Raw genomic sequence first — 24,830 nt, 5'->3', positions numbered from 1 at the left:
TGTGCGATGATCCCGATCGGACCGCCATTTGACCCATCTCGGGGACACGATGCAACGGCACTTTCTTACCCTCCCTTTTGCCCTCCCCTGGAGGGGGAGGGTCGACGCGAATGAAATGAGCGGCGGGGTGGGGTGACGGTCTTTCCACTCGCATGGTGCCCATGCGGAGAGATCACCCCACCCCGACTCACATTTCGCTTCGCTCAATGCGAGTCGACCCTCCCCCTTCAGGGGAGGGTGCATGCTCTCACTCCACTCCCGCCATCAGCGCTGCATTGCCGCCGGCGGCGGCGGTGTTGGTCGTCACCGTCTGCTCGGTTGCGAAGCGCGTGAGGTAGTGCGGGCCGCCGGCCTTGGGGCCAGTGCCGGAGAGGCCGCTGCCGCCGAACGGCTGCACGCCGACGACCGCGCCGATCATGTTGCGGTTGACATAGATGTTGCCGACCTGGAGACGGTCGATCACGTGCTCGATCGTGTCGTCGATGCGGGAATGGATGCCGAGCGTCAGCCCAAATCCAGTTGCCTCGATCGCAGAAAGTACCTCGCCGAGCCGCTCGGCGCGGTAACGCACGACATGCAGGATCGGGCCGAACACCTCCTCACGCAGCTGGCTTGCGGCCGACAGTTCGAAGATATGCGGCGCGACGAAATTGCCAGCCGGGGCATCGCCGGCAAGATGCACCCGCGCCTCCTTCTTCATCCGTGCGATATGCGCATCGAGCCGCTGCTTGGCCTCTGCATCGATCACAGGTCCGATATGCGTCGATGGCTGCGAGGGATCGCCGATCTTCAATTCGTGCGCGGCGCCCGCGATCATCTCGATCATGCGGTCGGCGACGTCGTCCTGCACGAACAGGAGCCGCAGCGCCGAGCAGCGCTGGCCGGCGGAGCGGAACGCCGAGGTGACGACGTCGTCGGCGACCTGCTCGGGGAGCGCGGTGGCGTCGACGATCATCGCATTGATGCCGCCGGTTTCGGCGATCAGCGGCACGATCGGGCCATCCTTGGCCGCAAGCGTGCGGTTGATCGATCGCGCCACCTCCGTCGAGCCGGTGAAGACCACGCCGGCGATGGCGGGATGTCCGACCAGCGCGGCGCCGACCGTGCCATCGCCCTGGACCAGATGCAGGGCCGATGCCGGCACGCCCGCTTCGTGCAGCAGCGCGACGGCCTCAGCCGCGATGCGTGGCGTCTGCTCGGCGGGCTTTGCGATCACCGCATTGCCGGCCATCAGCGCCGCCGTCACCTGGCCGAGGAAGATCGCGAGCGGGAAATTCCACGGCGAGATCGCGACGAATGCGCCGCGGCCGCGCAACTCCAGCACGTTGCTCTCGCCGGTCGGCCCGGGCATCGCCTCGCCTTGCCCGAACAGCTTCCGGCCCAGCGCCGCATAGTAGCGGCAGAAGTCGATCGCCTCACGCACCTCCGAGAGCGCGTCGTCGAGCGTCTTGCCGCCTTCGCTCTGCAGCAAGGCGAGGAAGTGCGCGCGGCGCTGCTCGAGCAGGTCCGCGGCCTTGTCGAGGATCGCCGCACGTCGGGTGGCCGGCGTGCCGTCCCACGCCTTGAAGCCACCGCGCGCGGCGACGACCGCGGCATTCGCCTGCTCGACCGTCGATGTCGCAACCATGCCGGACGCGACCTTGGGTTCTACGGCAATCGAAGACGTCAGCGCGTCGAGCGCCTTTCGCTCGCCGAACTCGATGCCGTGCGAATTCTCGCGCTGCGGCCTGTAGAGATCGGCCGGCAATGGAATTCCGGAGTGAGCAGCGTTGGTGTCGGCGCCGATGATCTCGGCCGGGCGGCGCAGCAGGTCCACGATGGATACGCGATTATCCGCGGCCAGCGCCACGAAGGACGAGTTGGCGCCGTTCTCGAGCAGCCGGCGCACCAGATAGGCGAGCAGGTCGCGGTGGCTGCCGACCGGCGCATAGGTGCGGTGGGCGATCTCCGGCCTGTCGTCGCCGAGCTGCGCGTACAGCGCGTCGCCCATGCCGTGCAGCCGCTGGAATTCGAAGCTCGCGGGATCGTCTGACAGTTCGAGGATGGTCGCGACCGTCAGCGCGTTGTGGGTGGCGAATTGCGGGAACAGCCGGGGCCGCAGCGCCAGCAGCTTGCGCGCGCAGGCGACGTAATTCAGATCGGTCATCGCCTTGCGGGTGAACACCGGATAGCCGCCAAGGCCGCGCTCCTGCGCGCGCTTGATCTCGGTGTCCCAATAGGCGCCCTTGACCAAGCGTACCATCATCCTGCGGTCGAGTGCGCGCGTCAGCGCGTCGACATAGTCGATGACGTCGGCAGCGCGCTTCTGATAGGCCTGGATCGCGAGCCCAAAGCCGCTCCAGTCGGCGAGCGACGGGTCGGCGAACGCAGCCGCGATGACGTCGAGCGACAGCTCCAGCCGGTCGGCTTCCTCGGCGTCGACGGTGAAGTTGAGGTCGAACGCCTTGGCACGGCGCGCAAGATCGATGAGCTGCGGCACCAGCTCGGTCATCACCCGCGCGTGGCTGACCGCCTCGAAGCGCGGATGCAGCGCGGAGAGTTTGACGGAGATGCCGGGCCGGTCGGGCAGGGCCTGATCGCCGGCCGCCTTGCCGATCGCGTCGATCGCGCGGGCGTAGGATTCGAAATAGCGATGGGCATCGTCGGCGGTGCGGGCGCCCTCGCCAAGCATGTCGAAGGAATAGCGCGAGCCGCGCGCCGTGTGTGATTGCGCGCGCGACAGCGCCGCCTCGATGGTCTCGCCGAGCACGAAATGACTGCCCATCAGCCGCATCGCCTGCCGCGTCGCGGCACGCACCGCGGGGGCACCGAGCCGCTTCGTCAGCCGGCCTATCGTTCCTTGCGGTGTTTCGCCGGGATGGATCACGCGCGCCGACATGCCGAGCGCCCAGGCCGAGGCGTTGACCAGGAACGCGCTCGACCTGGTCTCGTGGTTGACGAAGTCGCCCTGGCCGAGTCTGTCCTCGATGAACTGGTCGGCGGTGCGCGCGTCGGGCACCCGCAGCAGCGCCTCCGCCAGCACCATCAGCGCCAGCCCCTCCTTGGTCGAGAGTGCGAACTCGCGCAGCATGTCCTCGACCCCGCCGAGCGGATCGTCGTTGGCCCTGATCGCCTCGATCAGGTGCGTCGCGCTGCGATCGATCCGGGCCTCAGCCTCCGCGCTGAGCCTGGCATCCTGGCGCAGGCGGCCGGCGATGGCGGCGTCGTCGGGGGCGTAGGGCGCGCTGAACGGCGGCGGGAGCGGGGATGGGTCGAGCATGACGATTCCTTGGGCGGTTCCTCGAGGGTTGCACGGGAATACCTACGCGCCCGTGGACCGTAGTTCGATAGACAAATTAGCAGATTTGCCTTAGGAAATCAGGACCAACTAGAGTATTGCCGTAGATATGACAGACATAGATAAGATCGACCGCAAAATCCTCTCGATCCTGCAAGGGGATGGCCGGATTGCCAATGTGGAGCTGGCTGAGCGGATCGGCCTGTCGCCGACCTCGGTCGGCGAGCGGCTGAAGCGGCTGCAGCGCGATGGTTTCGTCGAAGGCTATGGCGCGCGGCTCAATCCGCACCGGCTCGGGCTCGGCCTCCTGGTGTTTGTCGAGGTGCTGCTCGACAAGACCACCCCCGACGTATTCGAGAAGTTCGCCAGGGCCGTCCAGACCGCGCCGGAAGTGCTGGAGTGTCACATGGTGGCCGGCGGGTTCGACTATCTGGTCAAGGCGCGCGTCGCCAACATGACCGCCTATCGCAGGTTTCTCGGCGAGACCCTGCTGGCGCTGCCGGGCGTGCGCGAGACGCGAACCTACGCGGTGATGGAGGAAGTCAAGCGCGACGCGCCGCTGCCGGTCGGCTGACAGGCTCCGGATCTGATCCACAGCCATGCGCAGGATGTACGCAGGATGTCTTGGCATCGCGACGCACCCGCGATAATTCTCCCCTCAGTTGTGGGGGCCGCGACATGGACGATGCCAATCAGCCGATAGGTGCGAAGCGAACCGGGGTTGCCGGCGCGTTATGCGCGGCCATCTTGTCCCTGTCCGCGATGACGCCGTCCCGCGCGGCCGAGTTCAGCTCCGGCATCATGCAGCTCTATACATCGGTCTCGATCTATCCACCGTCGGCCTCGACGATGACGGTGTGCTACGGCTTCGTCTGCCGGCGCCGCGAGATGCTCGACTTCAGTGCGGCCGACCGGGCGGCCCTGACCAGGATCATGGCCACGGGCCGCGCCAACGCCGCCGCCGAACGCGCCGCCGTGCAAAAGGCCGTGATCTGGTTCGACCGCCGGATGGGGCCGATCCTCGGCACCGACAAGCGCGTGGCGAAAGCGGACTTCCGCGCCAACGACGACAAGCACAATTACGATTGCTGGGACACCACCCGCAACACGACCAGTCTGATGCTGGTGATGCAGTCGTGGAACCTGTTCAAGTTTCACGACGTCGGGGATCCCCACTATCGCGGATTTTCGCTGGGACAAACGCCGCACAACACCGCCGTTCTGCTCGAACGCGCGACCAAGGTGGAATGGGCCGTCGATCTCTGGCCTCGCGGCTATCTGCAACCGCCTGACGTCATGACCGTCGCCAAATGGGTGACGGAAGATTGAACGGCTGACCGTTTCTGCATGCATGCCCGCGATTGTCTGTGACGCTCACGCGCGACGGGCCACAGCAATAGGGCGATGCCCGGATGTGACGGTCAAATGGCCAATAGCGGCCCGCGCTTGATGGTGGCCAAAAAGGGTTTAACGCCGTGGCGCGCGGGCGCCGTGCCCGCCCCGCCGAACGTCACGTCGTGTGATGTTGGATCGGCCCTCACTCCCGGATCGTTTTGTCCGAGAGTGCGCCGCTGGATCTGGCGCGGTGCGCTAGACCTTGAGGTTCTCGGCTGATGTCTTGCCGCGATTGGCAATTTCTTCGTATTCAACAGACTGGCCTTCGTTGAGGCTCTGAAGACCGGCCTTCTGAACTGCTGAAATATGCACGAAAATGTCCTTGCCGCCCGATGCGGGCTGGATGAATCCGTAACCCTTGGTCGGGTTGAACCACTTCACTGTACCTTTGGGCATTCCAGTCGTCTCCGCGGAATCAATCGAAAACAGACCAGTCGGTCCCCGCACAAACCGGCTTGTCCGTACCGCACAGGATAGCAGTTTGAAAAAAGCTGGGTAGATCAAACCACGGTGTGTTTTTGCCCGGAAACAACCTGCTTTGCAGGGTTTTGGAGCCGGATTGCCTGTTTCGTGGTCAATTGATGCGCTGCAAAAAAGATCGGTTCCACTGAACCGAATGGATCAATAGCCCCGCGCGCGGGCGTCCGGCCGGCGCGCGGGCAATGGACAGGCCGCGGTCTCAATAGGTCGCGGAAAGATACTCGACGATCTTGCCGACGTCGGCCTGGTCGATCGGCGCGCCGTAGACCTTGATCATCTTGGTTACCTCGGCCTGCCAGAAGTCCTTCTTGAACTTCTCGCCCTGCGGCTGGGTCTTGATGTAGTCGGCCGAGTGGCAGGCGGTGCAGTTGTTCTGCACCACGTCGAGGTTGGGACCCGGCTTGAAGGCCGCGGCCTCCTCGGGAAGCGTGTAGTTCACGGGCGCGGCCATCGTAGCCCCGATCGACAGTGCGGCGATCGCGGCGAGGGAGGCAAGCAGCTTGCTGGTCATGATGCTTCTCCTCACGCCGCGGTGACGCGCACGGTTTCGACGACGTTGCGCAGATAGCCGGCGGGATTCCACAGCGGATCCATCGGCTGGGTGTCGCCGGCATTGCTGGTGGCGCGCACCTTCAGGTCCGAGGGGCCCGCCGGGAGCGCCACCTTCAGCTTCCATTCGCGGAAGGCGTATTTGCCGAGATCCTTGCCGAGCTTGGCCGGCGTCCAGCTCTTGCCGCCGTCGATCGAGACTGCGACCTCCTTGATGCCCTTGCCGCCGTCGAAGGCGATGCCGCGCAGCGTGGTGCGGCCGGCCTTCAGCTTGGCGCCGTCGGCAACGCTGGTGATGAACGAGCGCACCGTGAAGCGGTTGATCGGGATCGTCGCCTTTGGTGCGGTGCCGGGCTCGACCGCATTGTTCGGCGTGTCCGGAATCCGGTAGGCCGACTTCATCCAGAAGCCCTCGAAGACGTTGTCGATCACGGTGATCTCGTTGAGGTGCTTCACCCAATAGGTGCCGTAATAGCCGGGCACCACGAGGCGGAGCGGGAAGCCGTTGAGGAATGGCAGGTCCTCGCCGTTCATGCCCCAGGCCAGCATCACCTCGCCGTCGCGCGCATGGTCGATGTCGAGCGCCTTCACGAAGTCAGGCGTCGTATCCATCACCGGACCGTCCATGCCATTGAAGGTGACCTGCTTGGCGCCGGCCTGCACGTCGGCCATGTCGAGCACGGTCTTCAGCGGCACGCCGTGCCAGCGTGCGCAGCCCATCGCGCCGTTGCCGAGCTGACCGCCGGCGACGCGCGGATTGAAGAAGCCGCGGCTGTTGCCGGAGCACTGGTTGACGGCGACGAGCTCGACAGCCTTCAGCTTCCGGATCTCCTTCAGCGAGAGCTTCAGCGGCTTGTCGACCTTGCCCTTGATCTCGAGCGTGAACTTATCCGGATCGAGATCGTAGGGGATGCCGGCGAGGTGGTAGCGGACGAAGAACGCGTTGTTCGGCGTGAGCGGGCCGTCGTTGAAGACCGCAAAGGGCGTTTCCAGCTGCGGCGGCCGGGCGGTCAGGCCGATCATCGGGCGCTTCTGCGGGTAGCGCACCAGCGGCCGTTCGCCATTGCCGAAAGGCAGCGTCACGGTGTCGAGGGCGAATGCGCCCCTTGATCCCAACCCCGTCACCAAAGCGGCCAATCCGGCGCGCTTCATCAAGTCTCGTCGATCGAGCATTCCGCTTCCTCCGAAGCTGTTCTGTCGTGAGCTGGTCATCACCAGACTCACCTTGCCTTGCGCGCGTTCGCATCATGGAGTGCGCGCGGCGACAAATGTCGCACCTGACAACTGCAAGTCAATTGAGCTTTCGCAGCGTCCATCCACCCTAAATCTCATCGTGCTTTGGCGTTGCGTCGCAACAACGAAAAGCCCCGGTCGCATGCGGCGACCGGGGCATTTCCATCAAGAAGGCTGGATCAGTAGCAGACGTTCACGGTGCGATAGCGATAGCCATAGGGCGTCATCACCAGGCGGGTGACGTAGCAGCCGGAATCGACGAAGCCGACGGAGATGCCCGGGCCACCCCAGAAGTGATGGTGATACGGATGCCAGAAGAACGGCTTGGCCGAAGCCGAGGTCGGCGCCAGCGCGGCGGCAGCAAGCGTTGCGGCAGTCGCGAGAGCAAGCGTGACTTTGCGAAGCATGGTCGTCTCCTTCAGATGCGCGTTGAACTCTGTCGCGGCGCGGTTGCAGTGTTACCCATCGCCAGTCAGTCGCATCCGGCACCGGGCACGTTCGAGCATCTCCGCTCAACGCAGCTTCGGATGTGCGGCAGGTCACATTCGGTGAAGTGGGAGATGAACCGGTCAGGCCGCGACGGCGTGCCGGTCATCGACCAGCGTGGACAGGCCGCGCGTCGCCTCGACGGTGCGCACGGTCATCGGCTCGTTGCGGCCGCGGATCGCGACCTCCTGCGCCGGCAGGGCATCGTCGGCAAGGCCGGCGGTGACGCGCACCTCGTCGGAGATGATCGCCTCGCAGGCCAGCGCCTTCGTCATGTCCTGCAGCCGTGCCGCGACGTTGACGGCGTCGCCGAGCGCGGTGAACACCATGTGGTCGCGATAGCCGATATCGCCCACGATCACCTCGCCGCCATGGATGCCGATGCCGAAGCGGATCGGCTCGCGCAAATCGTGGCTCAGGAACTGGTTCAGCTCGTCGATATTGGCTGCGATCAGCGCCGCCGCGCGCAGCGCCTGGCGGCAGGCCACCTGCCGGTCGGTGGTGAGCCCGAACAGCGCCAGCATGCCGTCGCCGATGAACTGGTTGGGCCGCCCGCCGGCTTCCAGCACCGCCTGCGACACCGCGCCGAGGAAGCGGTTGACGATGAACACGGTGTCGAACGGCAGCCGCTTCTCGGCAAGCTGCGTCGAGCCGCGCATGTCGACGAACATGCTGACGAGATAACGCTCCTGGCCGACCCGCGTCGGATTGGAGGCGTGCGCATTGGCCGACATCGTGTGCGGCAGGAACAGCTGAAAGAAGGCCAGGTCGGTGGTCGGCCGCAACTGGCAGGCCAGCCGGATCGACGGATCGTCGGTGCCGACCCGGTGCAGCACGAAGGCTTCGCGCGGGGAAGGCTCGGGGAGGGCGGCGTGATCGCCGATGATGCGGATGCGGCAGGTCGAGCAGCGCGCACGGCCGCCGCAGACGCTCGCATGCGGCACGTTGTAGCGCAGGCTCGCTTCCAGCACGCTCAATCCCTTCGGCACGCGCAGCGTGCGGCCGTTGCCATAGGACAGCGCGATCATGCCGCCGCGGCGCTCAAGCAGGGCACGCGCGCCCCGCGCCAGCAGCACGAGGCCGAGCAGGGCGAGATAGCCGGACGTCAGGTCATCCGTGATCTTCTCGAGCGTGGTCCCTTGGGCCGCCGTCCCGAGCTTCTGCACCGAGAGCTCCTCGCGCCGCCAGTCGGAATCCTGGTAGTCGGCGATGGTGGCGCGGCCGGCCTGATAGATGCCGAGTATCGCCAGCGTCGGGATCAGCACGGCTGCGGCGAGCAGGAACGGCGCGGCGCGCGTAAAGAACGCACGCAGCCGCAGCCAGAAATACAGGCCGATGCAGCCATGCACCCAGGCGATCAGCAGTACCGCCAGCATCAGCCACAGCCGGTTCGGCGAGGCGATGAAGAACGTGTACAGCTCCTGCGGGTAGAGCTTCTCGTGTCCGTACAGGGTCTTGCCGAGCCGCACACCGACGACGTGCGCGACGATCAGCATCGGGATGCTGAGGCCAAGCGTGAGCTGCAGCGGCTCGATCGCCTTCCAGTGGAACTCGCGGCGCTGATACAGCGCCCAGATCCCGAGCCCGGTATGTACCAGGCAGGCGCCATAGAACACGATCGCGACCGGCAGGAACTGCCAGAATTTGGTGTGGTAGTGCACCCCGATCGCCATCGCCTCGGTCGAGATATTGCCGAGCGCGTGGTTGAGGAAATGGCTGATCAGATAGGCGAACATGATCGCCCCCGTGACCAGGCGAACCTGCCGCTGGCCGACGCCGCGGGCCATGTCCTGCAAATGCTCGCGCGAGGGGGAGGCCATGTGATTCATATCGGCAATTCTAGTGCTTAATTCCCGCGCTGAACACCACCGCGGGTCCGGACGGGCCGCGGTAGCGGGCCGTGCGGCACGTTGACACTCCGTTAAGAGTCGAACAAAAAGCGCCGTGACGATAGCCCGAGCCCAATCCGGAGCCGATAACATCAGCGTTAAGCCGGCCCGTTCGCGCGCGCCGGATTGGCGTGGCGTCATCGCCGTGATCGTCGCCATGACCGCGATGCGGCTGGTCTATGCCCATGCGCTCGATCTGCGCACCGACGAGGCCTATTACTGGACCTGGTCGAAGGAGAACGTGCTGTCCTTCCTCGACCATCCCCCGATGGTCGCCTGGTTCATCCGTTTTGGCACAGCGATCCTCGGCGACACCAATCTCGGCGTCCGCCTCGGTGGCATCGTGGCGATGCTGGCCACCCAGCTCCTGCTCGCCGACATCGTCCGCCGCGTGACGTCAAACAATGTCCGTGCCGTGATGCTGGCGCTGCTGCTGCCGGAGGCCGCGCTGTATTACGGGTTGTTAATGGCCAAGGTCGCGCCCGACACGGCGCTGATCCCGTTTTCGGTTGCAATGTTGTGGTCGCTGGTGCGGCTCGCGCAAAGCAATGACGGGCGCTGGTGGCTCGCCGCAGGGCTGTTCGCCGGGCTGTCGCTGCTGTCGAAATTCACCGCGATCATGTTCGCGCCGGCGGTGCTCGCCTTTGCGCTGGTGCCGGACTGGCGCTGGCGCTGGCTGCGCAGCCCGTATCCCTACCTCGCCGCGCTGATCGCGATCGTCGTGTTCTCGCCTGTGCTGATCTGGAATGCGGAGCACGACTGGGCCTCGTTCCGCTTCCAGGCGGTGCGTGCCACCGCCGAGCGCGATCTCACGTTCCGTACGCTCGGCGAGTTCATCGGCATGCAGTTCGGCCTCGTCGGCTTCGTGCTGCTGCCGGTAACGCTGTTCGGGACAGTGCTGACGGCATGGCGCGGCTATGTCGGGCGCGAGCCGGTCGCGATCCTGCTTGCAACCGCGGTGCTGGTGCCGTTCGTCTATTTCCTCTGGAAGTCGCTGACCTTGCGGGTCGGCGACACCTGGCCGATGTTCCTGTGGCCGGCGGGCTTTGCGGCGGTCGCCATCAACGTTACGCGGATGCCGTTCGAGGGCTGGTCGCTCGGGCTCATCAAATCGACCGTCTCCTGGGCGCGGACTGCGATCACATCGGGCATCGTCTTCGTCGTCTGCGTCTTCCTCTACTACATGTTCGCGCCGTGGAATCTGATCGGCCGCACCGATCCGATCGGCACCGAGGCGGGCTATGATGTGGTGGCCGCGCATACCCTGGCGCAGGTGCAGGCGACCGGCGCGACCTGGGTCGCGACCACGGATTATCGCACCTATGCGATGCTGCGCTGGATGCTGCGCGGGCGGGTGCCGGTGATCGAGGTCAATGAGCGCGGCCGCTTCCAGGGCTTTGCCGATCCCGGCATCAGCTTGATCAGGGATCACGTCGGCATCTATGTCGGGCGCGAGCCCGAGAACAACCTGCCGCTATGGAGCGAGACATCAGCGGTGCGCCAGTCGCTGGAGCGCGTGACGCGCAGCTGGCGCGGCATGGTGATGGACACCTATGCGCTGGAGAAGATCAGCGGCTGGACACCCGATCTGTCGCCGCCGCCGGACACCACGTTCTTCCGCTGGCGGGTGCTGGCCTTCTCCTTCTCCCCGCGTGCGGGGAGAAGGTCGGGATGAGGGGGAGTCTCCGCGAGGACGGTGAGAGTTGGACCCGCGGATACTCCCCCTCACCCGGAATTTGCGCTTCGCGAAAATTCCGGCCTCTACCCGCAAGCGGGGCGAGGCGAAGACTGCTATTCCTCTTCCTCGCGCTTGCGGATCAGGTCCTTCGCCAGATCGGTCAGTGCCGGACGCGGCAGGGCGTTGAAGGGGAGCGGGCGGGTGACGTCGATCGCGGCGAGGCCGAGGCGGGCGGTCAACAGGCCGTTGAGCATGCCTTCGCCGAGGCGTTGTGACAGTTTGGCCGCGATGCCGTGGCCGAGCATCTGCTGGATCAGGCTGTCGCTCGCGGCCATGCCGCCGGTGATCGCGAGATGCGCAATGACATGGCGCAGCAGGCGGATCATGCCGAGCGCGCCGGGCCGGCCGCCATAGAGCCGCGCCAGCTGCCGGATCATCCGCAAGCTCGCCACGAACACGAACAGCACGTCGATCATCGCGCGCGGGCTGACCGCGGTGACGACCGAGACGCGCTGCGCGGCCGTCGACACCAGCCGCCGCGCCTCCTCGTCGAGCGGCGCCATCAGTTCGCGCTCGGCGAGGCGGATCATGTCGGCGCCGTCGATGATGTCGTCGGTGTGGCTCTGCAATGCGCTGCGGGCGCGGGCGAGCTGCGGGGTCTGGTGTGCGAGTTTGAGCAGGTCGGCGACAACAGCCCGGCTCGCGGTGCGGTCGTCGCTGATCAGCACCTCAGCCGCGCGCAGATGCAGCTTCTCGATGGTCGCCAGCCGCGCCAGGCCGACCAGCTCGCGCGTGGTCACGACGGCCAGCGCCACCGTGGCGATGACGGCGAGCCCGAGCCCGAGGACGCCGAGGCCTTCGTTGCGCGCGAACAGATCCTCGACCAGGTTGATCACGCCAAGCCCGGTGCCGAGCACCACAAGGCCCGCAACCGCGCTCCAGAACAGCGTGCCCGAGCGGAAGCCGCGGCGCGCCGGCAGCAGCGGCGTATCGACCGGCACCGGGAGCTGCGCGGGCTCGGCTTCGGGGACGATCTGGATCGTGCCGCGGCTGAGGCGGCTGTTGTCGTCGGGATCCATCACGACCACGCCGGGATCGTCGAGCTTGAACGTCGCCGGCCGCCGCGGGGGCGTCTTCTCGTTCATTGCAGTTTGTCTCCGATCAGGAACTGGAGGGCGCGGTCAAGGCGGATGTGAGGCAGCGCCGGCTCCGCATCGCCGCCTCGTTCCAGCTTCGGCGGCCGGAAGCGCAGGAAACGATAATCGGCGGCCTCGGCGCCGGCGCTCGAGAGGCCGCGGAATCCGCCGTTGAACAGCTCCTCCGGATTGTCGGGCAGGTCGCCCGGAAAGGTCGCAACTTCAGTTTCGCCATCCAGCGTCCCGCCATTGGCGACCTCGCCCGGTGCCGGCGTGCCGAGGATCGATGGTAGCCGGTCGCGGCCGCGTGCGACCTGCGCTTCGCGCGTGGCGCGCACCGCGGCGAGCGCCACCACGTCGATGGCAGCGCCGGCATATTCGGCGCGCTCGGTGGCCCTGGCCACGATCCGCCGCAGCACGGCTTCCAGCCGGTCGTGGCTCTGGTGGTGCAGATGGTCGGCCTTGGTCGCCGCGAACAGGATGCGGTCGATGCGCGGCCGGAACAGCGCGCTCAGGATCGTGCCGCGGCCGATCCGGAAGCAGTCGAGGATGCCGGCGAGCGCCGCCTCGAGATCGTGCAGCGCCTCGGGGCCGGCATTGAATGCGGCAAGCGCATCGGCGAGCACGATCTGGCGATCGAGCCGCGCGAAGTGGTCGCGGAAGAACGGCCGCACCACGACGTCCTTGTAGGCCTCGTAACGCCGCCGCATCATCGCCCATAGCGAGCCGTCGGGCGCGCTGCCGTCCACGGGCACGTCGAGCGGCGCAAAGGTCAGCGCCGGCGTATCGGCGAGATTGCCCGGCATCAGGAAGCGACCGGGCGGCAGCAAGCTCATCGCGAAGCGTTCGTCGCGGCAGGCGCGCAGATAATCGGTGAACAGTCTTGCTTCGGCGCGGGCGGCCTGCTCGTCCTCCTTGGCCTCGGGCTTCAGCGTGGCGAGATGGGCGTGCCAGGGCGCCGCGAGCTTTGCACGCAACGGCTCGCGCGACAGCGCCAGGCTCTCCGCCGACCATTGCTCGTAGCTCTTGTTCAGCAGCGGCAGGTCGAGCAGCCACTCGCCGGGATAGTCGACGATGTCGAGGGTCAGCGTGCGGTCCGCGCCATTTTGCCGCTGATACTCGATCACGAGCCGGAGCTCGGAGATGTCGGTGGTCGAGTTCGGCCAGCTCCGCTCCTCGATCAGGGTGCGGACATGGTTCTCATAGGCAAAGCGCGGCACCGCATCGTCGGGCTGCGGGGCGAGATAGGCGCGCGCGATCCGCCCCGAGGTATAGGCCTCGAACACCGGGAAGCGGCCGCCACGGGTCAGGCCATGCACCAGCGCCGTGATGAACACGGTCTTGCCGGCCCGCGACAAGCCGGTGACGCCGAGCCGCACCGTCGGCTTGAAAAGGCCCTCGCTATAGTCGAGCAGTGCCCGCGCCGACAGACGCGCTTCCTCGACGATATCAGAGAAGCGGGGGGGCATGGAGGGTTAACGAAAAGACCCGGCAGGAGGAGCCAAAGAGGCGGGCGATCACCCGCAAGGTGGCGATTATCGGGCCAAAATCAAGCTTCACATTTCCGGCGCCTTTGCGGGCGAGGGATTGCAGGGGGATTGAGCGCGTCACGCCACCCCATGGTCAAATCGGCACACCGGAAAGCCTGCATGACGGTCTTTCGCCTGAAGCAAATCTCGACCTCGATCCACGCGGCCGGCGCCGCGCTGTGGAACTACGACCGCGCCGAACTGATCGCCGACGGCGTCGTTCATCTCGTCGGCGTCTGTTTCGGGCTGGTTGCCGCCACCGCGCTGATCGTGCTGACCGCGGTCTATGCCGGTCCGTTCGATATTGCGGTGGTCTCGGTCTATGTCGCGGGCCTGCTCGCGATGCTGACGTTGTCGGCGACCTATAATCTCTGGCCGGTCTCGCGCGCCAAATGGATCCTCCGGCGCTTCGATCACTCCGCGATCTATTTGTTGATCGCCGCGACCTACACGCCGTTCATCGTGGAACTGAAGGACAGCATTTTCGCCATCGCGCTGCTGATCGGCGTGTGGTGTGTCGCGATCGTCGGCATCTGGCTGAAGCTCGCCTATCCCGGCCGCTTCGACCGGCTCGCGGTCGGGCTTTATCTTGCGATGGGCTGGAGCGGCATCATGCTCCACGACGCCGTCGTGAAGGCGTTGCCGGCGAAGGCGCTCGGCTTCGTGCTGGCGGGCGGCATTCTCTACAGCTTCGGGGTGATCTTCCACTCCTGGCGGCGGCTGCGCTTCCAGAACGCGATCTGGCACGGCTTCGTGCTGCTCGGGGCCGCCTGCCATTATACGGCGGTGTTCGACGTCGTGCTGGCGAGCTGAAGTTCTCGCCATCCGCGGCGGATGGGCTATCATAAGCCCGTAGGCCCGTCCTGCTCTCTCCCGTCACCCTGAGGAGCGCGGCACGCGCGTCTCGAAGGGTCGACGCCACCAGCCGGGCCGTGCATCCTTCGAGACGCGCTCCGCGCTCCTCAGGATGACGGGATAGATAGATGGGTGAGCAACGTGACAGCGCTCAAGCAAAGAAATCGGGAGGATAGCCATGCAGGTGGCAGGTAAAGTCGTGGTGGTCACCGGCGGTGGCAATGGCATCGGCAAGGCGTTGTGCGAGGCGTTCCACGCCGCGGGTGCGTCCAAGGTCGTGGTAGTCGACCTCGACCATGCGGCGGCCGAGCAGGTCGCGGCCTCGGTCGGCGGCGCCGCGTTCAAGTGCGATGTCGGGCAGGAGAAGAACATCCTGCACGTGATCGACGAGACCGAGCGCATGTTCGGTCCGATCGCGCTGTTCTGCTCCAACGCCGGCATCGGCGGCGGCTTCGATCCGCTGTCGAAAAATGCCGGCGGCACCTCGGACGAGCCGTGGTCGCGGAGCTGGGCGATCCATGTGATGGCGCATGTCTATGCCGCACGGCATCTGGTGCCGCGCATGAAGGCTCGCGGCGGCGGCTACTTCCTCAACACGATCTCGGCCGCGGGCCTGCTGTCGCAGGTCGGCAGCCCGGCCTATTCGACCACCAAGCACGCCGCGGTCGGCTTTGCGGAAAACCTCGCGATCTCGCACCGCGCCGACAACATCAAGGTCTCGATCCTCTGCCCGCAGGGCGTCGATACCAAGATGCTGCGCTCGATCCCGAGGGGGCCGCAATCCGGCGACGGCGATCTCTCCGCCGCGCAGGTCGCGCAGGATGCGCTCAAGGGCATCGAGCAGGAGACCTTCCTGATCCTGCCGCACCCGCAGGTGCTGGGCTACATGCGCAAGAAGACCGAGAACTACGACCGCTGGATCGGCGGCATGGCCAAGATCCAGGCCAAGATGCGGGAAGCGCACGGGAAGTGACCGAAGGTCATTTCGGGGGCGCGAAGCGAACCCGGAATCTCGAGATACGTAGCCCGGATGCAGCGCAGCGTAATCCGGGTCGAGCGTGCGCGCACAAATCCCGGATTTCGCTCCGCTTCATCCGGGCTACGAAACTTGCGCCGGTGCCATCCTCACACCTTGCCGAGCTGCGCGATCTTGTCGCGCAGATAGGCGTCCATCAAATCGGGAGCGGAGGCACCGAACATCCTGATGCGGCCGGTGTGCAGCAACAGCAGCAGGCCGGTGGCGTGCGCGAAGCAATCCACCATCACGGTGTTCGCCTTCTGCCTGGACGCGCCGAGCGCCTCGGCGGCTTCGGCGATCGGCAGATGCAGCGCGGCTTCCAGCGCGGCGTTCAGTTCGTGGTCGCGATCATGGCCGAGCCCGGCGGGCTTCATGCCGCCGCGGAACAGGTAGAAGCCCAGATCGAGGTCGCGCGGATGGTCCGCATAATAGCGGAAGAAGCCCATGCCGGCGGCGTGCAGCCTCTGTTTGGCGCCGCGCGTCGTGGCGACCGCCGCGCTGACGGCATCGCCGAGCGAGGCCAGCGATTGTCGCAGCACCTCGGCATAGATCGCTTCCTTTGAATCGAAATGGAAATACAGCGCCGCCGGGGTGTAGCCGGCCCGCGTCGCGATCGCCCGCAGGCTCGCGCCCTCGAGGCCTTCCTCGACGAACACGCTACGCGCCGCATCGAGGATCAGCTCCCGCTTGTGGCGGCTGACCGCTTCCTTCCTGCTCTCGCGCATCTGCATCGGCGAATCCGTTCTTGACTCAATTCTAACAGCATCAGATAATTTAACGGTGTTAGAATAAATGAGCAAGGGAGAAGCGCCATGCTGATGACGGCCGCGGACTACCGGGAATCCCTGCGCCGCTACAAGCCGCGGGTGTTTGTGAACGGCGAGGCCGTGGCGAGCGTCGCCGACGAGCCGTTGCTGGCGCCGGGCGTGGCGGGTGTCGGCGTGACCTACGATTTCGCGCATCGCGCCGAGCACGCGCCGATCATGACGGCGCGGCAGGGCACTTCGGGCAAGACCGTCAACCGGATGCTCCACATCAATGAGAGCTCGCAGGACCTGCTCTACAAGCTCGAGGCGGTGCGGCTGGTGTGCAGGACGTCGGGCTGCGCCCAGCGCTACCTCGCCCATGATGCACTGAACGGCCTCTATCAGGCGACGAAGCTGACCGACGATCGCCACGGCACGGACTACAGCCAGCGCTTCCTCAATTATCTGCACGAGGTGCAGGACCAGGACCTGACGCTCGGCATCGCCATGACCGATGCGAAGGGCGATCGCTCCAAGCGCCCGGGCCTGCAAGCCAATCCGGACGTCTATGTTCACATCAAGGAGCGCCGTCCCGACGGCATCGTGATCCGCGGCACCAAGGCGATCGTGACCGGCGCGCCCTACATGCACGAATTCCTGGTCATGCCGTGCCGGACCCATGTGCCCGATGACAAGGATTTTGCGGTCTGTTGCGCCGTGCCCGTCGATGCGCCCGGCGTCACCATCGTCGCGCGCCCGGCGGGCCGGCCCGGCGATGCATCGGCGAAATTCTCGGCGAAGTATGGCCAGTCGGTCGGCGTCGTGATGTTCGACGACGTGTTCGTGCCGCATGACCGCGTCTTCCTCGCCGGCGAGACCGAGGAGGGCGGCTTCCTCACCACGTCCTACGCCACGCATCACCGCCATTCCTGCATCGGCGCGCGTGCCGGCTTCGGCGATCTGTTGATCGGCGCCGGCGCCCTGATGATCGAGGCCAACGGGCTCGATGCCGAGAAGCACGCGCATATCCGCGATGCGATGGTCGAGTTGATCACCATCACCGAGAGCTTCTATGCCTGCGGCGTCGCGTCCTCGGTCTACTGCACGAAGGATCCGGCCGGCTCGGTGATGCCGGATGCGGTATTCTCCAACATCGGCAAGCTGCTGCTGGCGACCAAGATCTACGACATGCACCGCGTCGCGCATTACGTCTCCGGCGGGCTGATCGTCGCGCTGCCGGGTCCCGACGAGGACCACAATCCGGAGACGCGTGCCTCGCTCGCCGCTGTCATGGGCGGGCGGCCCGATATTCCGGCCGAGCAGCGCGCCGAGGTGGCGCGGCTGATCGAGGACCTCACGGTGTCGCACGAAGCCGGCTGGTACTCCGTGATCTCACTGCACGGCGGCGGTTCGCCGGAGGCGATGAAGCGCGAGATCTGGCGCAACTATCCGGTGATGGACAAGGCCGAGCTGGTCGAGAATTTGCTCGGCCGCGGCCTTGTCGACGAGGGGCAGCGGGTGTCGAAGCAGCCCGGCCGCTGCTGCGCCACCGGCTGCGAGGTGCCGGCGCCATCGGAGCGGGTGCCTGATCTCGTGAGGTGAGCATCCCCGTCAGGCTCCCTCTCCCGCTTGCGGGGGAGGGCTGGGGTGGGGGCTCTCTCCGCGAGCCACACCGTGGAAGGAGCCCCCACCCGCATCGCATTTTCAATGCGATGCGACCTCCCCCGCAAGCGGGAAAGGTGCAGGCAGTCTGCCGCAAGATCGACTAGTCATGCTCCATCGTGCTTTGCTCTGGGCGGTCGCCGCTACGCTCATGCCTTCTGCGCGTAGAGCAACGGCACCGCGGAATCGACCATCACCTCGATCAGGCTGGCGCCCGGATGCGAGAGGGCGTGCTGGTAGGCGCCCGGAAGCTCGGCCGATTTCGTCACCCGCACCGCATCGCAGCCCATGCCTTCGGCGAGCTTGACGAAATCGATGCCGGGCAGGTCGAGGCCCGGCACGTTGCGCACCTGCATCACCTGGCTGAACGAACGCATCGCGCCGTAGCCGGAATTGTTCATCACAACGACCGTCAGCGGCAGCTTGCGCTGCGCGGCGGTCCACAGCGCCTGGATCGAATACATCGCCGAGCCGTCGCCGATCAGGCAAACCGTGCGCCCTGTGCTGCGGCCGATCGCCATGCCGACCGCGGCCGGCAGACTGTAGCCGAGGCCGCCGCTCGCCATGGTGTAGAAACTGTCCTGGCCGCGCATCGGCATTGCCTTCTGCATCAGCGGGCGATGCGACGGCACTTCCTCGACCAGCGCATCGTGCGGTCCCATTGCGGCCGAGAGTGCATGCAGCGCGTATTCGGCAGGGATCGGATCGCCGGCCGCGGGCGCCGGCGGCAGGACGCGGCCCTGCGATGCGGTGCGCCTGGTTTCGGGCAGCATCTCGAGCAGCGCCGTCAGCGCTGGCTTCATGGTGGCGACGATGCTGTGGCCGGTCGGCGTCATCGCGGCGGCATCGGGATCGTCGGTGATCTGGAAGATCGTGGTCGTGCCGTCGAAGATCGCGGCATGGCCCTCGACATGGAAGGTGAAGACCGGCGCGCCGACCACGACGACAAGATCGTGATCGCGCAAGGCATCGGAGAGCTGGCCCGGTGCGGCATGCAGGAAGCCGGCAAATTGCGGGTGCCGCTCGGGGAACGAGCAGCGCGCCGAGAACGGGCTGGCCCAGACCGCAGCCTTCGTCTTCTCGGCGACGTCAACCATGAGGCCGACAGCCTCGGCGCGATCGACGGCGGGGCCGACGACGAGGGCGGGGCGCTTGGCCTCGCCGAGCGCGGCCACCAGCGCCTGCATCGCGGCCGCATCGGGGCCAACCTCGCGGCTGACCTGACGCGCCTCGAGCGGCTGCGTTGCATGCGCCCAGTCGTCGATCGGCACCGAGACGAAGGTCGGCCCGCAGGGCGGCTGCATCGCGACATAATAGGCGCGTGCGATCGCGGCCGGCACGTCCTCGGCGCGCGCCGGCTCGACCGCGAATTTCACGTAAGGCCGCGGGAATTCGGAGGCGCGCTCGGCATAGAGGAACGCCTGCAGCGGCATGATGGAGCGCGCCTGCTGGCCGGCGGTGATCACGAGCGGGGTCTGGTTGCGATAGGCGTTGTAGATGTTGCCGAGCGCGTTGCCGACGCCGGCCGCCGAATGCAAATTGACGAAACCGGCATTGCGCGTCGCCAGTGCGTAGCCGTCGGCCATGCCGACCACGGAGGCCTCCTGTAGGCCGAGCACGTAGTCGATGTCGTCGGGCCAGTCGCTCAGGAACGGCAGCTCGGTCGAGCCGGGATTGCCGAATACCTTCTTGATGCCCCACGCGCGCAGGAGGCCGAAGGTGGCGTCCTTGACGGTGACGGTCTTGCCCTTGCTGGCGGCGGGTTTGCGGGACGACATCGGGCGGTTCCCATTGCTGTCTTGTTACGTTCCGTCATTGCCTGGAGCAAAAGCGGAAAAGCAATCCACCTCTCGATGGATTGCCTGGCGATGTCAAGCCGCTGCCCCCATAGTTGCCACGGCAACGGCTGAAATTTGCGCGGGCGCCTATCCCGTCATCCTGAGGAGCGCGCTTTTGCGCGCGTCTCGAAGGATCGACGGCCACCGGCCGGGCCGTCGATCCTTCGAGACGCCGCTTCGCGGCTCCTCAGGATGACGGGACGACATTTCGCAGTGGCTGCTAATTGGCCTTCTGCAGCGCAGCGGTCTGCTTGGCGAGCTGCTTGTCGAAATCCTGCTCCAGCCCCGCCACATAGGTGGCGTTTTCGCCCGGTTTGACGAACGGGTTCGGCGCGCCGTCCTTCATCTCCGCGCGCTTGGCCTGCATGTCGTAGACCTCCGGATGCGGCCCGAGCAGCACGTCGACCTTCATCGCCTTGACCTTGGCGAAGGTCGAGCGGTAGTCGTCGACGATGCCGGGGTAGGTTGGGCGGCCGACCAGCCGGTTCAGCGCCACCGTTCCGCTGCAGAAGAACAGCACGTTGCGCTGCTGGTTGCCGTCTTTCACCGTCATCTCCCAGCTGGTGCAGCCGGGTGAATGGCCGGGTGTGGTGTGCGCGGTCAGCGTCACGTCGCCGAGCGTCACCTTGTCGCCTTCCTTGACGGTGCGGTCGACCTTGACCGGCGCAAAGGCAAGATCGGCGTTGTTCTCGTCGCCCGGATAATAGCCGCCCTCGAGCAGCGGCTTGTCGCGCTCGCCCGCGATCAGCTGCGCGCCGGTCTCTTTCTTGATCTCGGCAAAGCCGCCGGTGTGATCGAGATGGGCGTGGGTGTTGAGGATGATCTTGATGTCGCCTTCCTTGAAGCCGAGCTTGGCGATGTTGTCCTTGATCATGCCGGTCGACTGCTGCATCGCCGTGTCCATCAGGATCAGCCCTTGCGACGTCTTGATGATATAGACCGCGATCCCGTCAGTGCCCACGTAGTAGATATTGTCGACCAGCTGGAACGGTTCGAACGGTGCGGTCCATTTCTTCATGACAACAGCCATGAAATCCTTGAGCGTCTGCGCTTGCGCCCCGGTTGCGATCAGCGCGAGCGCGCACAGCGCGGCTGCGATCGTCCTCATGGTTGCCTCCCGATTTGTTGTTGTTTGTGCACGGAGCCGCACTATGCGTGCCGGCAAGGCCGATCGCAAGATACGGACAGCAAGCAGCCGGACATGCCACCGCGTGTCCGGCGCATGCATGCCTGTTCCGCGTTCAGCTCGCGTATTGTGCGATGCCGTTGCCGAACGACCAGTTCTCCTTGGCGACCTCGACCAGGTTGATGAAGATATCGTCCGGACGTCCCTGCAGCTGGCTCTGGAAATCGTCCACGATCCGCTTGTAGAACGCCTTCTTCATCTCGACCGTACGCCCGGCATTCAGCGTGATCTGGATGAAGATGAGATCGTCGCTGTAGGTGTTGCCCAGATAGCTGTCGGCATAATTCAGGTCGCCGCGATCGTGCTCGGTGATGACCTGAAACTTGTCATTCTCGGGCACGTTGATCACCTCGCGCATCGCCTTGTAGATGATCTCGCCCAGGGTCTTGCGATACTCGGCGGACTTGCCGCGCTTCAGGTCGATACGAACGAATGGCATGGTGGTCTCCGTTTGTTATGCGGGGCTCGGCCATGAGAGACCCGCGTGATGGAAATGGTTCAGCAGTGTGACAGCAATTGCGTTGTCCGCTTCGTCGGCGGCGGCGCCAAAGGGGCTCAGCGGCTCGCCTTGAAGGCCTCCCATCGCGCATCGCGCTCTCTTTGGTACTTGGGCGTCCGCTCGCCCACCATGTCGGCGCGGCGCACCGGCTCGCCGCAGGACTCGCAGACCGGACCGAGCCCGGCCGGCTTGCCGCAGACGAGATGGGTGTAGTTCATTGCGCGGCCTTCCCGCGGTGACTTGCACCAGGTCTCGCCCCAGGCGCGCAGCGCCATCAGCACCGGAAAAAACGCTTCGCCCTTCTCGGTGAGGTGATATTCGTGGCGCACCGGGTGCTTGTTGTAGACGCGCCGCGTCACCAGACCGTGCGCTTCCAGCTTTTTCAGCCGTGCCGTGATCATCTGCGGCGTGCCGCCGGACTGCGCCTGGATCTCCTCGAAGCGATGATTCCGCGCGAACAGTTCGCGCAGAACAAGTACTGTCCAGCGGTCGCCCACAACGGTTTCGGCGCGAGCGACAGGGCACAGCGTTTGGTCAGCCGCGTTGTCCTTCATTTTGGTCATCACGTTTTCTTCAGCAGGCTTGTTACTATGATTTTCATAGTAATATGGCCTGGCATCATCGCAAATGCAATGGGCCGTTCGCGGCCCTGTTCCTCAGCATCAAGGAGCGAGCCATGACCACCGACAACAGGGGACCGGCAGCGGCCAAAGTTGATCTGAAGCTCGAGGTCGTCGTCATTCCGGTGTCCGACGTCGACCGCGCCAAGCGCTTCTATCAGGACCTGGGCTGGCGGCTAGATGCCGACTTCGTCAGGCCCGACGGTTCGCGCGCCGTGCAACTGACGCCGCCGGGTTCGCCGACCTCGATCCATCTCGGCTCGGGATCCGCGCTGCCGCGCTTCCTGATCGTGAACGACATCGAAGCGGCGCGCGCCGAGCTGATCGCGCGCGGCGCCGATGTCAGCGAGGTGTTTCACCGCGGCGCGGAAGGCCGCATCAAGGGGCCGGACCCGGACCGGCCGAGCTACGGGGCGCTCGCCACGTTCAACGATCCCGACGGAAACGCCTGGCTGCTGCAGCAGGTGACGCAACGCCTGCCCGGGCGGGTCGACGGCAACAGCACGAATTTCTCCTCATCGGCCGATCTCGCCGCCGCGCTGCGCCGCGCGGCAGCAGCCCATGGCGAGCACGAGAAGCGGACCGGCGGGCACGATGCGAACTGGCCCGATTGGTACGCCGACTACATCGTCAGCGAGCAGGCCGGCAAGCCGCTGCCCGAGTGAACGGAGCGCGTCATTGAAGCAAATCCAACCGGGCGCCTGATGGCCAAGGAGCGATCGATGTCCCAGATCACCTATCCACGCGAGCGAACCGCGCTGCTTCTCGTCGATCCCTACAATGATTTCCTGTCCGAGGGCGGCATGGTCTTTCCACGCATCAAGCCGGTCGCCGACGAGGTCGGGCTGCTCGACAATCTGCGCCAGCTCGACGGCGCGGTCCGGGCCGCCGCCATCCAGGTGGTGATCGTCCCGCACCGCCGCTGGGAGCCGGGCGATTACGAGGATTGGGATCATCCCAATCCGACCCAGCGCTTGATCATGCAGCGCCACAGCTTTGCGCGCGGCGAATGGGGCGGGGATTGGCATCCGGACTTTGCGCCCAAGCCCGGCGATCTGATCGCCCAGGAGCATTGGGGGCAGAGCGGGTTCGCCAACACCAATCTCGATTTCCTGCTGAAGCAGAAGGGTGTCACGCATGTGATCGTGGTCGGGCTGCTCGCCAACACCTGTATCGAGTCGACCGCCCGCTTCGCGATGGAGCTCGGCTACCACGTGACGCTGGTGCGCGACGCCACCGCCGCCTTCTCGCACGACATGATGCACGCCGCCCACGAGTTGAATGGCCCGACCTACGCCCATTCCATCCTGGCAACCGCCGAGGTGATCGCGGCGTTGCCGGCGGCCTCTCTTTCCAAGGAGACAGTCAAATGACCACAACATCGAAGACACCAGCTGCAATCGCGACAGGCCAATTGAACCAGGACGCCATCGACCAGGACCGGCGCAGGCTGCTGACGGGCGCGGCGCTGGGCCTGATCGCTGCCGGTGCTGCCAGCCTGTTTCCCGCGCATCCCGCCGCGGCGGCCAGCAGCGATGCGATCCGGCCATTCCGCATCAACATTCCCGAAGAAGACCTTGTCGACCTTCGCCGCCGTCTGGCCGCGACCCGATGGTCCGACAAGGAGACCGTCAACGACGACTCTCAAGGCGTTCCGCAGGCGATGCTGCGCGATCTCGTCCGCTACTGGCAGACCGACTACGACTGGCGGAAGGTGGAGGCGCGGCTCAACGCCCTGCCGCAGTTCGTCACCGAAATCGACGGGCTGGACATTCACTTCATTCACGTTCGCTCGAATCATGACAATGCGCTGCCGCTGATCGTCACGCATGGCTGGCCGGGTTCGGTCATCGAGCAGATGAAGATCATCGATCCCCTGACCGATCCGACCGCGCACGGCGGCAGCGCGTCGGACGCGTTCCATCTCGTGATTCCATCGATGCCGGGCTACGGATTCTCCGGCAAACCGACCACGGTCGGCTGGGATCCCCAGCGCATCGCGCGGGCCTGGGTTCAATTGATGACGCGGCTCGGCTACGCCAAGTTCGTGGCGCAGGGCGGCGACTGGGGTTCGCCGGTCTCCAATGAAATGGCCAAGCTTGGTGCGCCGGAGTTGCTCGGCATTCACGTCAATCTCCCTGGCGTCGTTCCGCCCGAGGTCCTCAACGCGGTCGTTTCGGGTGGTCCCGCGCCGGACAATCTGTCAGCAGAAGAGCAGCACGCCTTCGACCAGATCAAGCTTCAGTCAGTTCACATGAAACGGCGCGCCTATGCGCTGATTATGGGCACGCGCCCGCAGACGCTTGCGGCCTTTGCGGATTCGCCGGCGGGCCTCGCCGCATGGCTGCTCGATCACGGCGACGGCTATGCCCAGCCGGCCTCCGCGATGCAATCAGCCGTGCTCGGGCGCGCAGTCAATGGACATTCCGCCGGCGCACTGACCCGCGACGACGTGCTCGACAACATCACGCTCTACTGGCTGACCAACACGGCGGTCTCTTCGGGGCGCCTGTACTGGGAGAACAAGACCAACCTTTATCTGCCCGCCAATGTCGCGATCCCGGCCGCCGTCACCGCGTTTCCCGGCGAGAGCTTCGTGGCGCCCCGAAGCTGGGCGGAAAAGGCCTATCACAAGCTGATCTACTTCCATCAGGCCGAGGCCGGCGGCCATTTCGCGGCGTGGGAGCAGCCCGACATCTTCAGCAGAGAGGTTCGGGACGCGTTCCGACCGCTGCGCAGCTGATCTGAATGTTC

General features: G+C 65.7%; 22 protein-coding genes. 9 read left to right on the top strand and 13 right to left on the bottom strand.

Translation table 11 applies throughout. The features are described 5' to 3' along the window. Window positions 1–247: 247 nt before the first annotated feature. A complete protein-coding gene (gene putA, locus ACVWW1_RS22485; RefSeq protein WP_456657469.1) occupies window positions 248–3,259 on the bottom strand; it encodes a bifunctional proline dehydrogenase/L-glutamate gamma-semialdehyde dehydrogenase PutA in 3,012 nt (1,003 codons plus the stop codon). A gap of 127 nt (window positions 3,260–3,386) precedes the next feature. Between putA and ACVWW1_RS22480 the strand changes: the two genes are divergently transcribed. Together ACVWW1_RS22480 and ACVWW1_RS22475 are read left to right on the top strand one after the other, a co-directional pair. Further along, window positions 3,387–3,851 carry an Lrp/AsnC ligand binding domain-containing protein gene (locus tag ACVWW1_RS22480; protein ID WP_176529485.1) on the top strand — a complete coding sequence of 155 codons (465 nt, stop codon included), beginning with the start codon at window positions 3,387–3,389 and terminating at the stop codon, window positions 3,849–3,851. A gap of 188 nt (window positions 3,852–4,039) precedes the next feature. Further along, complete coding sequence (locus ACVWW1_RS22475; protein ID WP_456660652.1) at window positions 4,040–4,606, top strand: hypothetical protein; 567 nt, start codon at window positions 4,040–4,042, stop codon at window positions 4,604–4,606. Between the two features lie 261 nt (window positions 4,607–4,867). On the opposite strand, the gene ACVWW1_RS22470 is transcribed toward ACVWW1_RS22475, so the two are convergent. The 5 genes from ACVWW1_RS22470 to ACVWW1_RS22450 all read right to left on the bottom strand — a co-directional run bounded on the left by ACVWW1_RS22470 (window position 4,868) and on the right by ACVWW1_RS22450 (window position 9,249). After that, window positions 4,868–5,068, bottom strand: a complete 201-nt coding sequence (locus ACVWW1_RS22470; protein ID WP_163149424.1) for a cold-shock protein — start codon at window positions 5,066–5,068, stop codon at window positions 4,868–4,870. Window positions 5,069–5,351: 283 nt separating this feature from the next. Beyond that, window positions 5,352–5,663: a SorB family sulfite dehydrogenase c-type cytochrome subunit gene (gene sorB / locus ACVWW1_RS22465; RefSeq protein WP_456657468.1), complete on the bottom strand. Its 312-nt coding sequence runs from the start codon at window positions 5,661–5,663 to the stop codon at window positions 5,352–5,354. An 11-nt stretch (window positions 5,664–5,674) separates the two neighbouring features. Next, window positions 5,675–6,874 (bottom strand): SorA family sulfite dehydrogenase catalytic subunit, encoded by a 1,200-nt coding sequence (sorA, locus tag ACVWW1_RS22460; protein WP_456657467.1) that lies wholly within the window; start codon window positions 6,872–6,874, stop codon window positions 5,675–5,677. Between the two features lie 239 nt (window positions 6,875–7,113). After that, window positions 7,114–7,341, bottom strand: a complete 228-nt coding sequence (locus ACVWW1_RS22455; protein ID WP_176529489.1) for a hypothetical protein — start codon at window positions 7,339–7,341, stop codon at window positions 7,114–7,116. A 162-nt stretch (window positions 7,342–7,503) separates the two neighbouring features. Beyond that, window positions 7,504–9,249, bottom strand: coding sequence for an adenylate/guanylate cyclase domain-containing protein (locus tag ACVWW1_RS22450; protein WP_456657466.1), 1,746 nt, complete (start codon window positions 9,247–9,249; stop codon window positions 7,504–7,506). Between the two features lie 217 nt (window positions 9,250–9,466). On the opposite strand from ACVWW1_RS22450, the gene ACVWW1_RS22445 reads away from it, so the two are divergent. Next, a complete protein-coding gene (locus ACVWW1_RS22445; protein WP_456660651.1) occupies window positions 9,467–10,984 on the top strand; it encodes a glycosyltransferase family 39 protein in 1,518 nt (505 codons plus the stop codon). A gap of 116 nt (window positions 10,985–11,100) precedes the next feature. Here the strand turns inward: ACVWW1_RS22445 and ACVWW1_RS22440 are convergent, their stop codons facing one another. Then, on the bottom strand, window positions 11,101–12,132 hold the full coding sequence (locus ACVWW1_RS22440) for a YcjF family protein (protein WP_456657465.1): 1,032 nt from the start codon (window positions 12,130–12,132) through the stop codon (window positions 11,101–11,103). Then, window positions 12,129–13,592: a YcjX family protein gene (locus ACVWW1_RS22435; RefSeq protein ID WP_456657464.1), complete on the bottom strand. Its 1,464-nt coding sequence runs from the start codon at window positions 13,590–13,592 to the stop codon at window positions 12,129–12,131. Before ACVWW1_RS22435 ends, ACVWW1_RS22440 begins: the two co-directional genes overlap by 4 nt. Window positions 13,593–13,772: 180 nt before the next feature. On the opposite strand from ACVWW1_RS22435, the gene trhA reads away from it, so the two are divergent. Together trhA and ACVWW1_RS22425 are read left to right on the top strand one after the other, a co-directional pair. Beyond that, entirely contained in the window at window positions 13,773–14,465 is a 693-nt protein-coding gene (gene trhA / locus ACVWW1_RS22430) for a PAQR family membrane homeostasis protein TrhA (protein ID WP_456657463.1), read from the top strand. Between the two features lie 220 nt (window positions 14,466–14,685). Beyond that, window positions 14,686–15,480, top strand: coding sequence for an SDR family oxidoreductase (locus tag ACVWW1_RS22425; RefSeq protein WP_456657462.1), 795 nt, complete (start codon window positions 14,686–14,688; stop codon window positions 15,478–15,480). Window positions 15,481–15,632: 152 nt separating this feature from the next. Here ACVWW1_RS22425 and ACVWW1_RS22420 read toward each other — a convergent pair whose 3' ends face one another. Beyond that, window positions 15,633–16,256 carry a TetR/AcrR family transcriptional regulator gene (locus tag ACVWW1_RS22420; protein ID WP_456657461.1) on the bottom strand — a complete coding sequence of 208 codons (624 nt, stop codon included), beginning with the start codon at window positions 16,254–16,256 and terminating at the stop codon, window positions 15,633–15,635. An 81-nt stretch (window positions 16,257–16,337) separates the two neighbouring features. On the opposite strand from ACVWW1_RS22420, the gene ACVWW1_RS22415 reads away from it, so the two are divergent. Beyond that, complete coding sequence (locus ACVWW1_RS22415) at window positions 16,338–17,873, top strand: 4-hydroxyphenylacetate 3-hydroxylase family protein (protein WP_456657460.1); 1,536 nt, start codon at window positions 16,338–16,340, stop codon at window positions 17,871–17,873. 209 nt (window positions 17,874–18,082) lie between these two features. Here the strand turns inward: ACVWW1_RS22415 and mdlC are convergent, their stop codons facing one another. From mdlC to ACVWW1_RS22395, 4 genes are all read right to left on the bottom strand, one after another. Continuing rightward, a complete protein-coding gene (gene mdlC, locus ACVWW1_RS22410) occupies window positions 18,083–19,711 on the bottom strand; it encodes a benzoylformate decarboxylase (protein WP_456657459.1) in 1,629 nt (542 codons plus the stop codon). A 280-nt stretch (window positions 19,712–19,991) separates the two neighbouring features. Beyond that, a complete protein-coding gene (blaBJP, locus tag ACVWW1_RS22405; RefSeq protein ID WP_456657458.1) occupies window positions 19,992–20,879 on the bottom strand; it encodes a BJP family subclass B3 metallo-beta-lactamase in 888 nt (295 codons plus the stop codon). A gap of 133 nt (window positions 20,880–21,012) precedes the next feature. Further along, window positions 21,013–21,396 carry a tautomerase family protein gene (locus tag ACVWW1_RS22400; protein ID WP_456657457.1) on the bottom strand — a complete coding sequence of 128 codons (384 nt, stop codon included), beginning with the start codon at window positions 21,394–21,396 and terminating at the stop codon, window positions 21,013–21,015. 116 nt (window positions 21,397–21,512) lie between these two features. Further along, window positions 21,513–22,010 carry a winged helix-turn-helix transcriptional regulator gene (locus ACVWW1_RS22395; protein WP_456660650.1) on the bottom strand — a complete coding sequence of 166 codons (498 nt, stop codon included), beginning with the start codon at window positions 22,008–22,010 and terminating at the stop codon, window positions 21,513–21,515. Window positions 22,011–22,132: 122 nt separating this feature from the next. On the opposite strand from ACVWW1_RS22395, the gene ACVWW1_RS22390 reads away from it, so the two are divergent. From ACVWW1_RS22390 to ACVWW1_RS22380, 3 genes are read left to right on the top strand one after another with little or no spacing between them, the layout of a single operon-like run. Next, window positions 22,133–22,741, top strand: a complete 609-nt coding sequence (locus ACVWW1_RS22390) for a VOC family protein (RefSeq protein ID WP_456657456.1) — start codon at window positions 22,133–22,135, stop codon at window positions 22,739–22,741. Between the two features lie 57 nt (window positions 22,742–22,798). Further along, entirely contained in the window at window positions 22,799–23,449 is a 651-nt protein-coding gene (locus ACVWW1_RS22385; protein ID WP_456657455.1) for an isochorismatase family cysteine hydrolase, read from the top strand. Beyond that, on the top strand, window positions 23,446–24,819 hold the full coding sequence (locus ACVWW1_RS22380) for an epoxide hydrolase family protein (RefSeq protein WP_456657454.1): 1,374 nt from the start codon (window positions 23,446–23,448) through the stop codon (window positions 24,817–24,819). The genes ACVWW1_RS22385 and ACVWW1_RS22380 overlap by 4 nt, the downstream gene beginning before the upstream one ends. Window positions 24,820–24,830: the final 11 nt, after the last annotated feature.

It is taken from the genome of Bradyrhizobium sp. JR3.5, from assembly GCF_054057015.1.
The sequence above is the reverse complement of the archived record's forward strand: the minus strand, read 5'-3'. Positions and strand labels throughout refer to the sequence as shown.